This window comes from Rubinisphaera margarita, assembly GCF_022267515.1.
GTDB lineage: Bacteria > Planctomycetota > Planctomycetia > Planctomycetales > Planctomycetaceae > Rubinisphaera > Rubinisphaera margarita.
Genome location: NZ_JAKFGB010000010.1, coordinates 42,376 through 58,180, shown reverse-complemented (window position 1 = coordinate 58,180; position 15,805 = coordinate 42,376). Strand labels below are relative to the sequence as shown.

Here is a 15,805-nt window from a genome sequence, read left to right as displayed (position 1 = left end):
ACATCATGTCCCTTCGCCCCCTTTAGGGGGAGAAGGTGCCCGAAGGGCGGATGAGGGGGCGATCAACCAGCGATACTCCATACATATGAGAATCAACGGCCCGTGGAGCATGTCACCCGCATTTCCCCCTCACCCTAACCCTCTCCCCCACGGGGGGCGAGGGAACTTACGTCGCCAGGTCTTTATGACATGTCTCGATAATGAGACAGTCGTTGAGTGGTAGAAAACTCGCCGCAAGAAATCCCACGTTGCCAGCCACAAGAGGGCGCTGACCAGCGTTCTACTACGATTCGGGCTGATTATGGTCAAGAGTTGGGTAGCCCCGGTTGCTCCGCTACCGGGGCCGACGCAGTCGGCAAGAGGTCTCAAAGATCGATTTGAATTGCCAGCACGTTGACGCACCTCTTGTGATTCCGCCACCCTGGTTGCATCAATCGGGGCGACCCCTGACGTTCCAGAAGCTTCGAGCGATGAACCGCATCTTCCTGTGACTTCGTCACCCAGACGTACACGTCTGGGCCAGCCACCAACCATAGGTCAGTCGATCTTCTCCACATAGGCGTAGTACGCCCCGTACTCTTCTCCATTGGCTGTGGTGAAGAGGGCGGACATGGTTGTCGTGCCGGCTTTCAACGGGAGTTGAAAGGTGACTTCCTTCCTGCTGCCGTCGACCGGTTGGGTTTCGGTCGTGTCGCCGATCTGCAGCGTCACTTTCTCAGGGTTGATCGCTTTTCCCGGCGTCGCTCGGAAGGGCTTCACACCGGGGACATCCTCGCCCGGGGGCAGAGAGGCCGAGATTGCTTTGTCCGCTTCTTCCGGCCAGCGTCGGAGTCGGATTTTGTAGGTGCCGTCGGCGACCACTTTCACATTCCAGAAGCCGGTGTTCTCTTTGCCGTTGTAGGCGTTGCGAATGTGCTGCTGGTTCCAGGGTGTCAGTCGGGTTGTGATCCAGTCGTGGGATGTCAGGCGAGCCGGGTTATCGGCTTCGTGTCCCAGATAGATCGGCGTTGACTGCGAGAAGGTCGGCTCGAGCTCGGCCCACCAGTCTTCGTAGAACTCACGCAGCCGCTCTTTGACCTCGGGATGAGCGGACGCGACATCGCTCTTCTGTCCCGGATCGTTCTTCATGTCGTAGAGCTCTTCCCCATTGATGAGCCGCCAGCGGTTCGTCATCACGGAACTCTTCCGCCACTTGATGGGATCTTTCACCCGCTGTGAGTCGGTCACGAGAATCCGGTCGGGCCACTGAGCGGAGCTGTCTTTCAGCATCGGCAGCAGATTAATGCCGTCGAACTTCAGTGAGCTGGGGGCTTCCACGCCGCACATGGCCAGCAGGGTCGGCACGATATCGACATGCGCGGTGATCTCAGTCACGTCGCGGCTCTCTGCGAAGCCGCCGTTCGGCCAGTGCAGGAAGAACGGCACGCGATGTCCGCCATCGTATTCGCTCCCCTTGGAGCCTCGCATGCCGGCGTTGAAGATCTTAGCTCCACTCGACGTCCCGTTGTCGGTTGTGAAGATAAAGATCGTGTTGTCGGTGAGTCCTTCCTCGTCGAGGAACTCGCGGAGCTGGCCGACGTTGTCATCGATGTTGGCGATCATTCCATAGAAGTTGGCGAGACCGGTATTGTGGTCGCTATAGGGGGCGCTCGCTTCTGGTGGAGCGTGCATCGGGCCGTGCGGGGCGTTCGTAGCAATGTAGGCCAGGAAGGGCTGGTCGGCCTTTTTCTGAGCTTTGATGAAGTTCTTCGCGGCCCGGAAAAAGACGTCGGTGCAGAAGCCTTCCACGGGAGTCGGCTCGCCGTTGTGCCAGTAAGAACCATCGAAATAAGCGTTGTTCCAGTAATCGGGCGTCTGTCCGACTCCACCCCCGCCGTGACGAAGAACTTCGGTGAAGCCCCGGTCTTCCGGGCGATACGGATAGTTGTCGCCGAGATGCCACTTGCCGAACATTCCTGTCGCATAGCCGCCATCTTTGAACAGCTGACCGAGGGTGACCTCATCTTCCCGCAGCATCGAACGGCCCATGATCGTATGCCAGACGCCGGTCCGGTTTGTCCAGTGGCCAGTGAGAAACGCACAGCGGGTGGGTGAGCATGTGGGCGCGACGTGGTAGTCAGTCAACCGGAGTGACTCGCCGTACAACTCATCGATGTGCGGGGTCTTCAGCACCGGGTTCCCATGACAGGACAGGTCGCCGTAGCCTTGGTCATCGGTCATCACAATGACCACGTTGGGACGCTCGGCTGCCATCAAAGTCTGTGATGCCAGTGCACCGAAAACGAACAGACAGGCCAGAACCGGCAGGAAGAGACGGGACGATTTCATGAGCGGAACTCCTCTGAAACGGCAAAAGACGGAGACGCAATCATAACAATTGATGCGTTCATCCGTCGAATGAACGGTCCTGTTTCGCGAAGTCTGGCGAACTGAGGTTAACAGAAGAAAATGCGATCCACTAAGATCTGACGCGATCATCTTCCTCAGAACCATCTACGAAAGGAATCGCCATGTGGCCTTCGCTGTTGACTCTGGCTCAATCTTCGGAAGGTCCTCCCGCGACCACGACCACCGTGACCGAGGAGGTACCTGTCGACGGCCTGACCGAAGCGACAACGTGGGCGCTCAGCATCAAGGACTACGCCTTCGAGCACGGCCCGACGATTCTGCTCAATATCGTGGCGGCTCTGCTCATCTTTCTCATCGGGCGAATCATCGCCAGCTGGCTGACGTCGCTGACCGCGACTGCGATGCGGCGGGCCAATGTCGACAACACGCTGATTCAGTTCGCCCGCAGCATCGTCTACTGGATTCTCATCGTTTTCGTCATCATGGCGGCTCTCGAACGGGTTGGCGTCAATACGACCACCTTTGCCGCCGCGATTGCTGCCGCCGGGCTGGCGATTGGTCTGGCATTGCAGAATTCGCTCTCGAACTTCGCCGCCGGCATCATGCTGATTCTGTTTCACCCGTTCCGGGTCGGCCACTATGTCGAAGCCGGAGGGACGAGTGGCATTGTTGAAGAGATTCAGATCTTCAACACCGTCCTGCGAACACCGGACAACAAACGGATTGTGGTGCCGAACAGTTCGATCACATCGAACAACATCACCAACTATGCGGCTCATGAACTCCGCCGCATCGACCTGGTCGTCACCTGTGGCTACGACGATAACCTTCGTGAAGTCCGTCAGTTCCTCGAAGAAACCCTCGCCGCAGAGCCCCGCATTCTGGACGATCCCGCTCCCCTCATCGCCGTCGATCAACTGGCCGACAGCGGTGTGAATTTCATCGTTCGTCCCTGGGTGAAGACCTCCGAGTACTGGGACATCCGCTGGACACTCCTCGAAGCAATTAAAACCGGCTTCGACGACCGCGGCTTCACGATTCCGTATCCGACCCGGGATATCAATATCGTCAAACAGCCGGGGTAGTGGAGGAGGCCGTCGGAGGCGAGCGGACTACCGGAAGTACGACTGGCGGTTCACGCGGAATTCGTAGCCGCTGCGGACGCGGTCGACGGCGAAATACGTGCGGCGGATTTCGTCGGGGCGACGATTGGCGTAGTCCCGTTCCAGCTGGGCGAGCTGGCTTTCCGTCTCGGGCGGATAGAAGTGCAGAACCCGTCCCCCGGATACGGGAATGCCGGCTCTGGTGAAGAAGGTCTGATCGGCTGATTTCAGCTGGCCGCCCTGCCAGGTCATATACATCCGGTTCTCGCCGCGCCCCGATGTCGTTCGACGCACGGTCGGAGTCGGCTGACTGAGGTCTGAGAGATAGACCAAAGTCCCGTCCGGCAGGATCGTGCCGAGTTCGATGCCGAAGTAATCGAGCTGGCGGCCGTACTCGTCGATGTCCCGCTGATTGGCGAACTGAATGTACCAGCGTTGTTCCCGCGGCACGCCCGACTCGCCACCGGCGTCGCCGAGGGCCCGGCGTCCCGATCCTTCCCGGCTGCCAACTTTCCCGCTCGACTGGGCATCGGTTTCGTATTGTCGCAGAAGCTGATCAGCAGACACATCGGCCAGTTCAGTGACCGTTTCAAAAATCTCCTCGGTCTGCATCTCCTCCTGGATTTCTTCCTGAGAAGCATCGGGAACCGGATCTTCAGGCGATTCGACCAGCAGTGTCTCGTCGACGGCTCCGTCATCGACACCCCCCGGGAATTCGACCAGCTCGACCGGCACCGGTTCATCTTCCTGCTTCGGCCGGTTCATCAACCAGGCTCCGCCCAGAGCAAGCACTGCGACAATGAGGCCAAAGACGAGAGCCGAGAGCCCGGAGCTGACTCGGTCGTACTTCGTGACCCGCATTTCCGGGGCGAAGACGACGTTTTCGTCCGAACGCTTTTTCTTTGACGCGGTGGCCATGAACTTCCCGATCTGGAAGCAAAGTGAGACCAGTTTGTAGCCGGCCGCTTGTGGAAGATTTCCGTGTCAGTTCAGAAGAATGTCCCCGGGCGAAGGATCGTCAACCTGACCGACAGGGGTGGCCCCGAAAGATTCTTTCGGCGCGGCGCAGCCGTGGGCGAAGTGCTATTTGACGATATTTCTCCGAAGAACAGAGCCCCTGAGAACCCGCGAAACGGGTCTTGCGACCCTTACGGTTTCTTCGACAGGTGACACTCACAGATAACGGCGTGACACCGGGGACATCCACGACAGTACTTCTCGGCGACCGCGTTTTCAAGATCGATATCGGTCAGGTTAGCCAGCGTGACCAGCCAGGCGAGGACATCGGCGAACTCGCCCTTGAGTTCCTCCGGGTTGCGGGAGCGGAGGGCAGCGGACAGTTCGCCGACCTCTTCCATGAACCACATGAAGGTCCCGTCGATGCCCCGCTGGGAATCCTTGTGCCCGAACATGGCCTGAATCATCTGCTGCAGATCGCGGACGGTCAGATCTTTGGGAGTGTCAGTCGGAGCGTTATCGGTCATGAAAGTTCAGCTCAAAGATCGAGTTCGAGAAGCGAGCGTTATCGCAGCACGGCATGGAGGTCGGATTCGCAGCGGGAAACGATCGCTGCGTGGGTGGCGTCGACTTCTTCGCCCGTCAGCGTGCGATCTTCCGCCCGGAACGCGGCTCGTGCCAGATAGGTCTTCTTCCCGGCTTCAATCGGTTTGCCGCGATACTCGCTGACGAACTCAACGTCTTCGAGCAGCGAACCGCCCGAGGAGCGAATCGCGTCGGCCAGCTGCTGCCAGCTGACTTTGTCTTCGAGCAGAAAGTTGAAGTCGCGTTCAATCGCCGGGAACTGGGGCAGCGCCTGAGCCTGTGGAGCGAGTTCGAGCAACTCAATCAATGGTTGAAGATGCAGCTCAGCCGCACACGTTTCTTCCTTGAGCCCGAACTGCTGCAGCGTCCTGGGAGCGACATCGCCCATCCATCCCCAGTGCTCGCCGTTGATGAGCAGTTTTGCTCCGCGGCCCGGAGTAAAGCCGGCGTCGTTACACGGCTCGGCCACGAGTTTTGCTTCCGCGTTGATCTCGCGGACAAGGCGTTCGAGGATGCCTTTCAACTCGAAGAAGCCCCGGCTGGTGACGCAGCTGATCATCAGCGGCTGCACGGCTCCGGCTTCGTTCAGATCGGTGAAGACCCGCGAGATTTCGTACAGCTGCGCTCCGCTCGAACCGGTTCGCTCATTGGCCCGGCGACAGACCAGCAGGCTTGGAATCAGCGACGGACGCAGCACGTTCTCTTTTTTCCGTGACGAGTGCTCGACCTGCAGCCGGGAAACGATCTGCTGCGGATTGATGGCGGCTGCCTGTTCGGTCGAGGTGAAGCTCATCGTGATCGCTTCGTAGAAGCCAGCCGCGTTGAGCGTGCGATGCACAAGATCGGTCGTGCGGTCCTGCCGCGACTTTGCGGTCGCCTTCACCGGCGGCGGCACGTCTTCCGGAATCTGATCGTACCCATGAATACGGGCGACTTCTTCGAGAAGATCGGCTTCGCGAGTCAGGTCGGCTCGCCAGGTCGGGGCGACGTACTTCGCCTGTTCGTTGTCAGCTTCGAGTTCTTTCAGTCCGAGTCGCTTGAGGATATCGCGGCTCGTTTCGGCGGAGATGTCGACGCCAAGGATGCGTTTGATCTGCGCGAAGCGAAGCGTGATCGGTTCTTCCGGCTTCGGCTCGAAGTTCCCGGCCATCAGCGGAACGTCGAGGATCTCGCCGCCGGCAACCTGCACGATCAGTTCGCAACAGCGGCGGCTCGCCCAGTCGATCTGCTGCACATCGACGCCTCGTTCGAAACGGAACGACGAATCGCTGAACAGCGAGAGTTTGCGAGCGGTCCGGCGAACCGACAGAGGAGCGAAATTGGCCGTCTCGATCAGCAGATCGGTCGTCTGCTCGGTCACTTCGGTCGACTTGCCACCCATCACGCCGGCAATGGCAACGGGCCGGGAAGCATCGGCGATGAGGCAGGTCTGCTCGTCAAGCTCGTACATGCGTCCGTCGATCGCTTCGATCTTCTCGCCTTTCTCGGCCATGCGGATGACGATCTTCTTGCCATCAAGCAGATTGAAATCGAACGCATGCAGCGGCTGGCCACATTCGAGCAGCACGTAGTTGGTGACATCGACCACGTTGTTGACCGATCGCAGACCGAGAGCTTCGAGTCGCGTTTTCAGCCAGTCGGGACTTGGGCCGACTTTCACGCCGCGAATGATGCGGGTTTCATACTGCGGGCAGTGATCGAGCACGCGATTTTCGATCGACGTGACCGACTCGGTCTTGTCACTGACCGGCGCGATCTCGGCTGCCGGGATGTTGAGATCCTTCTGAAACAGCACGGCCAGTTCGCGGGCGACGCCGATATGCCCGAGGCAGTCGGCCCGGTTGCTCGTCACTTCCAGATCGATGGCCGAGTCGTTATCCCGCGGCATGATCTCTTCGAGATTCAGCCCCGACATCATCAACCGCTCAGCGGCTTCTGTGGCCTTGCACTTCGGGTCGACGTAGTCGTTTAACCAGTTCCAGCTGACAATCATGGCTTATCGTGTTTTTGTTCGAGGTCAAATGTAGGGTCCGCTGTGCGGACGCGGAACCCGCGTGAATCTTGAAGTTCGGGGTGCACGCTCAGAAATGCTGTTCATTCACCATGTTTGGATCGGTCGGAAACAAGGAATGTTGTCTTTGTATTCTTCACACAATCCGCGTCCGCACAGCGGACCCTACGGGCCTGGAATCCGAACCGGGGTGCCATGCTTGCATCGCGTCAGCAGGGCAAGCATGCCGATGCGTTTTCGAATGTCGTTACGTCGTCTCCGAGGGGCGTCCTGGACACCCATGCCCACGCGAGCGTGGGCATGGCACCCGTCGAATTCTTACCGGTCGTTCATGATTTCCAGGAACTGATCCTTCAGAGCCGCGTTGATCGAGATTCCGTTCTTGGAGTAGATCGAGGCTTTTCCGTCGCGATCGATGAAGTGGCCGCCGGCTTCTTCGAGAATCGGGAGCAGGGCGGCTGCATCCCATTCGCTGAGGACCGGATCGACCATGATCTCAGCCCGTCCGGTGGCGACGAGCATGTGCCCGAAGCAGTCGCCCCAGCCGCGCGTCAGTTGGACGCGGTTGCAGAGGGTGTGATACGGCTTGCCGAGTCCGAGCTGTTCCCAGCGGGCCACGTTCGTGGTGCAGAAGCAGGCTTCTTCAAGGTTGTCGACACTCGAAACCTTCGCCGGGATCGGATCGGCCGATTTGATCTTCCACCACGCCCCCGAACCCTTCGCCGCATACACGACTTCATCGAGAGCCGGGAAGCCGCAGACGCCCATCACACAGTTTCGTTCGCCATCCTCGCCGACTTCTTCCAGACCGATCAGGCAGCCGAAGAGGGGGACGCCGTGGACAAACGACTTCGTGCCATCGATCGGATCGAGGATCCAGCGGAAGTTGTTCTTGCCGGGGGTTTCCGGAAACTCTTCGCCGAGGATGCCGTCGTCCGGAAAGCTCCTGGCGAGCAGTTCGCGGATCAGCAGTTCGGCTCCACGGTCGGCTTCGGTGACCGGCGTGTTGTCTTTCTTGGAATCGACGGCCAGTTCCTGATTCTGGTAGTACTTCAGGATCAGAGTCCTGGCCTGTTCGGCGGCATCGAGGGCGAACTCAAGGCGGGACTGATATGCGGGATTCGGCATTTTATCGATGAATTCAAGATTCAGAACGGGGAATCAGTTTAGTCACTCTCAGCGAAGAGCCGGCGTGGTCGCGGCTTTCGGGCCAGAATCATACCGAATCAGCGGGTTCGGTACAGGTGTTCGCCCGCTTTACGAACGAGCAGGATCCCTTCGTCTTCCCGGTTGGCGAACGATTCGACATCGATCGTATCGGGATCGCGGTAGCCGAGGTTGATCTCGGCACAGACTTCCGGCGGAATCTGCGAAGCCAGCGTGACCTGCACGCGCGGCTTCTCGACACCGTCTTCATAGGTGCCGCCGCCACGCACGTGAGTCGAGTGAGCAAGCACGCCGCGAGGAATATGGGAGAACCGGTCCGGCTGCTTCACGAAATAATCTCGAACGTGGTAGCCGATCTCGCGAATCAGCTCGCCGTGCGTGATCGAAATCTCGGTGAGGTGCGGAGCGTAGATGATCAGCTCGCCCCCATCGGCGACGACCGGCTCCAGCTTGTACATGCACTTTCCGGCGACCCAGAGTTCGTCGTACATCAGCGGGCAGCAGGACAGGACCTGCTTGAACTGCTTGTCCTGCCATTTGATGTGCACTTCCGAAGAAATATCGGCTGCGGCGTGCCAGGCGTCTTCCGGGGTGCCGTAGGCCATGCCATACAGGCTGGCATCGGGCGCGACGACGAACGTCATTGCCCGACGTTCACACGGAATGAGTGAAGCGGCTTTGTTGACGACGCGGCGGACCGGAGTGTCCTTCACCCCGATGATCGAGGCATTCGTGATGAGAGCCCCGAGCCAGTGGAAGAAATTGAGCACTTCCGGGCCGGAGATGCCGGGGAAGAAGTACTTGTTACCGCCGGAGAAGCCGACCACTTCATGCGGAAAGACGGGGCCGACGACGAACAGCATGTCGTAATTGAGGACCCGCTTGTTGATTTTGACCGGGACTTCTTCCCGCATCAGACCGTTGGAGATTTCGTAGGTGTCGTCTTCGGTGAGGACGCCGAGTTGAGTCAGCATCTCTTCGCGGTCCCACTCGTGGTTGTAGAGCCCGAGCTGAAAGAAGAGCCGCTGACGTTCTTTCTCCGAAATGCCAAGCAGATCGCACATCTGCATTTCCGACATTGGCGGATGAGTGCCGAGCGCGAAGATCACATCCAGCGCTTCCACGCGGGGTTTAAGCATCTTATGCAGGGTGTCGAAGAGCAGCGGCAGCGGCGCGGTGCGGGTCGCGTCCGGAACGATCATGAGCACGGTCTTGCCGACGAAGTCTTCCAACTTCACATTCTCGGCGATCCAGGTCCGAACTTCGTCTTCGGACATCGTTGTTCGCACACCTTCCGCAGTCGACGACGCCATGGTCTTCTTCACTCTCTGTCGATTGGTTTCCGATGGAACGTCCCAAACCGTTCCCTGCAAGCGGGTTAAATTAGCAGAGATCCAGACCGGGGACCAGTCTGGGTAGGCGCTGGGCATTAGGCACCAGGCGGTAGGGAGCACGAACGACGCCGTTGATAATCCTATCGCCTATTGCCTGGCGCCTAACGCCCGATTCATTGCAGTCCCGCGAGTAATCCCGCAGACTGTACATCTGGAGCCGACCTGTCCCCCACATTCTACAGAACACAGGAGCAGCAATGGATCGTAAGAAAGCGCAGGATTTTGATCAGAAGTTTCTCGATCTCTACGACGATTACGCTCACGGGCGGATTGCCCGTCGCGATTTCGTGCGGGCGGCCGGGACGTTCGCGGTCGGCGGAATGACGGTCGAAGGGCTCATTAATGCCATCAGCCCCAACTACGCCTGGGCCGAGCAGGTGAAGCCCGATGATCCGGCGATTCACACCGAAACCCTGAAGTACAAGTCGCCCGAGGGAGCAGGGGAGATGGCCGGCTATCTCGTTCGCCCCGCCAAACCGAGCGGCAAGCTGCCAGCCGTGCTGGTCGTTCACGAAAACCGCGGGCTGAACCCGTATATCAAAGATGTGGTCCGTCGCCTCGGCAAAGCCGGCTTCCTGGCGTTCGGACCGGATGCTCTCTATCCCCTCGGCGGCTATCCCGGCAACGACGACGAGGGCCGCGAGATGCAGCGGAAACGGGATTCCGCAGAGATGCTGCAGGACTTCATCGCAGCCGCGAAACTGCTCGACACGCATGAACTGTCCAACGGCAAGGTCGGCGTCGTCGGCTTCTGCTACGGCGGCGGCGTCTGCAACGCGCTGGCGGTTGCGATTCCCGATGTCATCGACGCAGCCGCCCCGTACTACGGCTCCCAGCCCAACTCGGAAGACGTCTCCAAAATCAAAGCCGACCTGATGCTGCACTACGCCAGCCTCGATAAGCGAATCAACGCTGGCTGGCCGGCCTACGAAGAGGCTTTGAAAGAGAACAACGTCGACTACCAGGCCTTCATGTACGAAGGCGTCAACCACGGCTTCCACAACGACACCACGCCGCGATATGACGAAGAGGCCGCCGAGCTGAGCTGGAAGCGCACGGTGGACTTCTTCAAGAAAAATCTGGCTTGAGTGGGCGTTAGGCGTTAGGCGTTAGGGCCGCGCGGGGACTTCGTCCGCGCGGCACGTATCCTAACCCGAAGCGTGAGCGAGGGCCGATGAACAACGGGCGTCCATTCTCTCCCTGACGCTTCGGGTTAGGATGGTCCGGAAGCGGGTAGCCCCGGTTGATTCAACCGGGGTGGCGAAGCCACAGGAGGTTGTTCGGTCGACTCTCAATGTCTCATGAGTTCTGTCACCTCTTGCCGACTGGGTCGACCCCGGGAGCGAGGCAACCGGGGCTACTCGGTCGAGAACCTAGCCTGATTCCTTGTTCCGCTTTCCCGCACCGTGGACCTGCCAGTACTGCTCACGTAAACGACACCACGATATACGACCTGAACCGAGAAGAGTGGGCAACTCATCCGGATTGTATGCTGCAGACAGTTGTCCTAGTAGTTCGCTGGCCAACCTGGGATTGGCCTGCAGCATTGCATCGGTTCGGCTGGTGTTCGTCGCCACATGGTGGTCGTCTTCATCGACCTCCGAACACCCTTCGGCATGAGCAGACGTGTAAGTATCAAGCACGCATAGCATCTTGAATCCTTCGGCAGTCAACGAAAGTACCCCTTCGGATTGGCACTTCTCTAAGAGTTCTTCATCACTGCCGAGCATTCGCGACTGGTCCCATTTCCTGAGACCTTTCGCGAAAGAAATGGCAAATGCCGTCGGTGGCCCGATCAAGCCTTTCTGCTCCAAGAGATCGCACCGCATTCTCCATACGTCCTTTTCCTCACAGGAGAAACGTCCAACATACACCTGGAATGGAATGTCAAGATCGCTTCCACAGCGTAAGGCCATCTCATGCAACTCCGAAATAATCTCTTCTTTCGAAAGAGCAATTTCCTCTCCGAGCAAGAAGAGTATGAGGTGGCAGAGAATATCCCATTCTTCACCAACGAAGAATTTCCCCAGCCACTCGAGATACTCAGTTCGTCTCACTAGATGAGATTCATCATCGTACTTCGTCATTGAGGTGCCTGCTTAACCTTATCTTCGATGCATGATTCCTAGACTGTCGGAATAGTATGCTCACGTCCAATGGCTTCATTGTTACATTCCGGCTTCCGATTGCCACCGGGGTGCCACTGGCGTCTCGCCAGTGGGCGGAAGATTCGGCGTGCGGGTTCTGTTCCCCCACAGGTACGTCGAACCCGGTCTCTTCGGAAGTGGATGAAGTATCGCACTGGCGAGACGCCAGTGGCACACTCGGCTAATCCGTGCGCACCCGCAGAATCGCGACCTGCTTCGGCGCCTCTTCGCGGGGACGACTTCCCTGGGCGATGATCACGACGTGACCCTCCTGTGGAATCGCGATGACGGGGTTGAAGTGGAGTTCTTCGCTGATGCCGACTTCGGAGACGTTGAGTAGTTTGCCTTCGGTGTCGTGGAATTGCAGCGGGTAGCCCCGGTTGATTCAACCGGGGTGGCGAAGCCACAGGAGGTTGCTCGGTCGGCTTTCAATGTATCGAGAGTTCTGTCACCTCTTGCCGACTGCGTCGGCCCCGGTAGCGAAGCAACCGGGGCTACCCGGTTCAAGAAAAATCTGGCGTGGGTGGGCGCTAGGCCGCGCGGGAACGTCTTCCGCGCGGCCCGTATCGCGAGGACGATCCACAAAAAAACCTCGCGGAATTCCCATCCCGCGAGGCTCGTTCTTCCTAACGCCAAACGCCCAGCGCCTAACCCCTAAACATACATATTGATGACGTTCTCCAGGTACTCCTGGCGGCCGCTCTTGTTCGGGGTGATGTCACCCTTTTCGAGCATGTATTTCTCAAGCGTTTCGAAGCTGGCTTTGCCCGATTCGATTTCGGCTCCGATGCCCGAGTCGTAGCTCGAGTAGCGGTCTTTGACGAAGTCGGTGAGGACGCCGTCTTCGCGGATCTTCGCGGCGATTTTGGCTCCGCGGGCGAAGGCATCCATCCCGCCGATGTGGGCGTGGAACAGGTCGATCGGCTCGAAGCTTTCGCGGCGGACCTTGGCGTCGAAGTTAATTCCCCCCGGGGCGAGTCCACCCTGATCCAGAATGACGAGCATACACTGCGTGGTCAGGTAGATGTCGGTCGGGAACTGGTCGGTGTCCCAGCCGAGGAGCAGGTCGCCGGTGTTGGCGTCGATGCTGCCGAGCATGTCCTGAATGCGGGCGTATTCCATTTCATGGTACATCGAATGGCCGGCCAGCGTGGCGTGGTTGGTTTCGATGTTCATCTTCACCATGTCCGTCAGGCCGTATTGACGCAGGAAGTTCACGCAGGCGGCGACGTCGAAGTCGTACTGGTGCTTGGTCGGTTCTTTCGGCTTCGGCTCAAACAGGAACTGGCCTTTGAAGCCGATGTTCTTCGCGTAGTCGTTGGCCATGTGCATGAAGCTGGCGAGATGGTCGAGCTCGCGCTTCATGTCGGTGTTGTAGAGGTTCTGGTAGCCTTCGCGGCCGCCCCAGAAGACGTAGTTCTCTCCGCCGAGTTCGAGCGTGACTTCGATGGCCTTCTTGACCTGAGCCGCTGCGAAGGCGAAGGCATCAGCGTTGCAGCTGGTCGCCGCTCCGTGCATGTAGCGGGGATTGGAGAAGAGATTTGCCGTGCCCCAGAGCAGCTTGATGCCGGTCGATTCCTGATTTTCCTTCAGTCGGGCGACGATTTTGTCGAGATTGTGATTGGTTTCGCGGAGGCTGGACCCTTCCGGGGAAACGTCGCGGTCGTGGAAGCAGTAGTAGTCGACGCCGAGCTTCTGGAAGAATTCGAAGGCGACATCAACCCGCTTGAGGGCGTTGTCGACCGATTCGGAACCGTCGTCCCAGGGGCGAACCATGGTGCCGGGGCCGAACGGATCGCCACCGGTGCCGCGGAAGGTGTGCCAGTAGCAGACACTGAAACGGAGCAGGTCCTTGAGTTTCTTGCCGGCGACGACTTCCTCGGGGTTGTAGTGCTTGAACGCCAGTGGGTTCCGGCTTTCCGGGCCTTCGTACTTCACTTCGAGAACATCGGGGAAGAAACTCATGGCGTGATCCTGTTCGCGGCGAAAAGTCTTGATATTCTGGTCGAAACCTTCTCTCATAGCTGATATCCACAGCTATCGATGGGAGTTCTGAAAACAGTGACGTATCACGATTCGAAAATCAAGCGAGGTCGGGAGTCGTAACAACCATGACGGGTTACACAGTTCACACTGGAACAAGCGAGAAATTTTCCAACGGTTGGGACCGCATTTTTGGCGATAAGCCTCAAAGTGGATCGGGCACGACCAAAGGAAAGAAGTCGGGCAAAAAGCAGTCCGACAAGGTTAAGAAGGTGAAAGCCGAGAAAAAGTCCGACACGAAAGCCAAAGCCGGGAAGTCGGGCAAGACGAAGAAAAAGTAACAGGCGGCGGCCGCCGGTGCTCTGGCGGCCTGAACGAGACGGCCTTCCCGCAAGGGCCTGGGGCCGTTCGTGCGATCAAGATTGTCGCGATCACTCTCCCGGAGCTCAGGTTGATCGCGCCGGGGAACGACCGACAACGGGCGGAAATCGCCTGCTGAGAATTCTGCGGCAATTTGCCGCAGCGTATATTCCCTCACACTACCACGCCGCATGCACTACCATGTGACGCGCATTCGGGGCACCCGGGCGATGGCGAACGGACGAATTCCGGACGATTCGCGGTGCATCACAATCGTTTGATTCACACATCGCAACGAACGTGTTATAAACCCGACCTGACCCCTCACAGAGACGTGCTGCGACTGCATAAGCGGAGTGCTGCTGGACGATGATAAACATTAAAAAAGGCTTGGACATCCCTATTTCCGGAGCTCCCGTACAGGAGATCTCTCCGGCTCCGGACGTCAGCCGGGTGGCCGTAATTGGGCCTGATTACGTCGGAATGAAGCCGACGATGCTCGTGCAGGCTGGCGACCGGGTAAAACTGGGGCAGCCGCTGTTCACCGATAAAAAGAACGAAGGCGTTCAGTTCACCTCGCCGGGGGCTGGAACGGTTGTTGAAGTCAACCGCGGCGCCAAGCGGTTCTTTCAGTCGCTCGTGATTCAGCTCGAAGGGGATGAGGAAGAGACCTTCACATCCTATGAAAATACGGATCTGACGACGCTGACCCGCGATCAGGTTCGTGACAATCTGGTCGCTTCGGGGCTGTGGACCGCACTGCGGACCCGTCCTTACAACAAAGTGCCGCAGATTGATTCGGCGCCGAACTCGCTGTTCATAACCGCGATCGATACCAGTCCGCTGGCCGCCGATCCTCTCGTGGTGATTGAAGAGAATCAGCAGAGCTTCATTCATGGTCTGCAGGTGTTGCGGCATCTGACTGCTGGCAAAGTCTTCCTTTGTCAGGCTCCAGGAGTGAAGGTGCCGGGCGCCTCGCTCGACTTTATTCATGCGGAAGAGTTCAAAGGTCCCCATCCGGCCGGTCTTCCGGGAACGCACATTCATCATCTCGATCCGGTTGGTCCGACCAAGACCGTCTGGTTCATTGGGTATCAGGACGTCATCGCGATCGGAAAGCTGTTCGATACTGGACGGCTGTCGGTCGAGCGGGTTGTTTCGCTGGGTGGTCCGGTTGTGAATGAGCCGCGACTGCTGCGGACACGACTCGGTGCCTCCACGGCAGATCTCGTCAGCGATCAGCTGAACGAAGCCGATCGCCGCGTGATTTCCGGGTCGGTGCTTTCGGGTCGGGCTGCAACAGGGCCATTCGGGTACCTGGGGCGATATCACCAGCAGATTTCCGTGGTCGCAGAAGGTCGCGAGCGGGAATTCCTCGGCTGGCAGATGCCGGGCTTCGACAAGTTCTCGATCAAAGACGTCTACGCGTCGACGATGAACAAGCTGCTCAAGCCCTCCATGAAATATGATATGACGACTTCGACAGGTGGCAGTAAGCGGGCGATGGTCCCGATTGGCAGCTACGAGTCGGTCATGCCGCTCGATATTCTGCCCACATTCCTGCTGCGGGCGCTGATCGTTAGTGATACCGATCAGGCTCAGGCGCTCGGCGCACTCGAACTGGACGAGGACGATGTGTCGCTCTGCACGTTCGTCTGTCCCGGAAAGTACGAGTACGGAACGATGCTGCGGCGGAATCTGACGATCATCGAAAAAGAAGGTTAAGCCCTTTCGGGAAATCTGTTTTTC

Annotated in this window: 12 protein-coding genes; 4 read left to right on the top strand and 8 right to left on the bottom strand. The window is 58.6% G+C overall.

Annotated features, from left to right (window positions below):
- Positions 1 to 537: 537 nt before the first annotated feature.
- Complete coding sequence (locus tag L1A08_RS07435) at positions 538 to 2,328, bottom strand: arylsulfatase (RefSeq protein ID WP_238755695.1); 1,791 nt, start codon at positions 2,326 to 2,328, stop codon at positions 538 to 540.
- 182 nt (positions 2,329 to 2,510) lie between these two features.
- Here L1A08_RS07435 and L1A08_RS07430 point away from each other — a divergent pair, with 182 nt between their 5' ends.
- Entirely contained in the window at positions 2,511 to 3,434 is a 924-nt protein-coding gene (locus L1A08_RS07430) for a mechanosensitive ion channel family protein (RefSeq protein WP_238755694.1), read from the top strand.
- A gap of 27 nt (positions 3,435 to 3,461) precedes the next feature.
- Here the strand turns inward: L1A08_RS07430 and L1A08_RS07425 are convergent, their stop codons facing one another.
- The 5 genes from L1A08_RS07425 to L1A08_RS07405 all read right to left on the bottom strand — a co-directional run bounded on the left by L1A08_RS07425 (position 3,462) and on the right by L1A08_RS07405 (position 9,485).
- A complete protein-coding gene (locus L1A08_RS07425; protein ID WP_238755693.1) occupies positions 3,462 to 4,370 on the bottom strand; it encodes a hypothetical protein in 909 nt (302 codons plus the stop codon).
- Positions 4,371 to 4,600: 230 nt separating this feature from the next.
- Positions 4,601 to 4,936, bottom strand: coding sequence for a MazG nucleotide pyrophosphohydrolase domain-containing protein (locus tag L1A08_RS07420; protein WP_238755692.1), 336 nt, complete (start codon positions 4,934 to 4,936; stop codon positions 4,601 to 4,603).
- A gap of 38 nt (positions 4,937 to 4,974) precedes the next feature.
- Positions 4,975 to 6,987, bottom strand: coding sequence for a phenylalanine--tRNA ligase subunit beta (gene pheT / locus L1A08_RS07415; RefSeq protein ID WP_238755691.1), 2,013 nt, complete (start codon positions 6,985 to 6,987; stop codon positions 4,975 to 4,977).
- 336 nt (positions 6,988 to 7,323) lie between these two features.
- A complete protein-coding gene (locus L1A08_RS07410) occupies positions 7,324 to 8,133 on the bottom strand; it encodes an inositol monophosphatase family protein (protein WP_238755690.1) in 810 nt (269 codons plus the stop codon).
- 98 nt (positions 8,134 to 8,231) lie between these two features.
- Positions 8,232 to 9,485, bottom strand: coding sequence for a lactate racemase domain-containing protein (locus L1A08_RS07405; RefSeq protein ID WP_238755689.1), 1,254 nt, complete (start codon positions 9,483 to 9,485; stop codon positions 8,232 to 8,234).
- 278 nt (positions 9,486 to 9,763) lie between these two features.
- On the opposite strand from L1A08_RS07405, the gene L1A08_RS07400 reads away from it, so the two are divergent.
- A complete protein-coding gene (locus L1A08_RS07400; protein ID WP_238755688.1) occupies positions 9,764 to 10,654 on the top strand; it encodes a dienelactone hydrolase family protein in 891 nt (296 codons plus the stop codon).
- Positions 10,655 to 10,939: 285 nt separating this feature from the next.
- On the opposite strand, the gene L1A08_RS07395 is transcribed toward L1A08_RS07400, so the two are convergent.
- Entirely contained in the window at positions 10,940 to 11,653 is a 714-nt protein-coding gene (locus L1A08_RS07395; protein ID WP_238755687.1) for a hypothetical protein, read from the bottom strand.
- 714 nt (positions 11,654 to 12,367) lie between these two features.
- Positions 12,368 to 13,678, bottom strand: coding sequence for a xylose isomerase (gene xylA, locus L1A08_RS07390; RefSeq protein WP_238755686.1), 1,311 nt, complete (start codon positions 13,676 to 13,678; stop codon positions 12,368 to 12,370).
- A gap of 146 nt (positions 13,679 to 13,824) precedes the next feature.
- On the opposite strand from xylA, the gene L1A08_RS07385 reads away from it, so the two are divergent.
- The gene (locus L1A08_RS07385) at positions 13,825 to 14,037 is read left to right on the top strand and encodes a hypothetical protein (protein ID WP_238755685.1); all 213 of its coding nucleotides are present in this window, start codon (positions 13,825 to 13,827) and stop codon (positions 14,035 to 14,037) included.
- A gap of 388 nt (positions 14,038 to 14,425) precedes the next feature.
- The gene (locus L1A08_RS07380) at positions 14,426 to 15,781 is read left to right on the top strand and encodes a Na(+)-translocating NADH-quinone reductase subunit A (RefSeq protein WP_238755684.1); all 1,356 of its coding nucleotides are present in this window, start codon (positions 14,426 to 14,428) and stop codon (positions 15,779 to 15,781) included.
- The last annotated feature ends 24 nt before the right edge of the window (positions 15,782 to 15,805 follow it).

Coding starts and splice junctions, on each gene's coding strand:
- L1A08_RS07430 (WP_238755694.1), top strand. CDS start 2,511: ATGTGGCCTTCGCTGTTGACTCTGGCTCAATCTTCGGAAGGTCCTCCC.
- L1A08_RS07400 (WP_238755688.1), top strand. CDS start 9,764: ATGGATCGTAAGAAAGCGCAGGATTTTGATCAGAAGTTTCTCGATCTC.
- xylA (WP_238755686.1), bottom strand. CDS start 13,678: ATGAGTTTCTTCCCCGATGTTCTCGAAGTGAAGTACGAAGGCCCGGAA.
- pheT (WP_238755691.1), bottom strand. CDS start 6,987: ATGATTGTCAGCTGGAACTGGTTAAACGACTACGTCGACCCGAAGTGC.
- L1A08_RS07380 (WP_238755684.1), top strand. CDS start 14,426: ATGATAAACATTAAAAAAGGCTTGGACATCCCTATTTCCGGAGCTCCC.
- L1A08_RS07410 (WP_238755690.1), bottom strand. CDS start 8,133: ATGCCGAATCCCGCATATCAGTCCCGCCTTGAGTTCGCCCTCGATGCC.
- L1A08_RS07395 (WP_238755687.1), bottom strand. CDS start 11,653: ATGACGAAGTACGATGATGAATCTCATCTAGTGAGACGAACTGAGTAT.
- L1A08_RS07435 (WP_238755695.1), bottom strand. CDS start 2,328: ATGAAATCGTCCCGTCTCTTCCTGCCGGTTCTGGCCTGTCTGTTCGTT.
- L1A08_RS07425 (WP_238755693.1), bottom strand. CDS start 4,370: ATGGCCACCGCGTCAAAGAAAAAGCGTTCGGACGAAAACGTCGTCTTC.
- L1A08_RS07405 (WP_238755689.1), bottom strand. CDS start 9,485: ATGGCGTCGTCGACTGCGGAAGGTGTGCGAACAACGATGTCCGAAGAC.
- L1A08_RS07420 (WP_238755692.1), bottom strand. CDS start 4,936: ATGACCGATAACGCTCCGACTGACACTCCCAAAGATCTGACCGTCCGC.
- L1A08_RS07385 (WP_238755685.1), top strand. CDS start 13,825: ATGACGGGTTACACAGTTCACACTGGAACAAGCGAGAAATTTTCCAAC.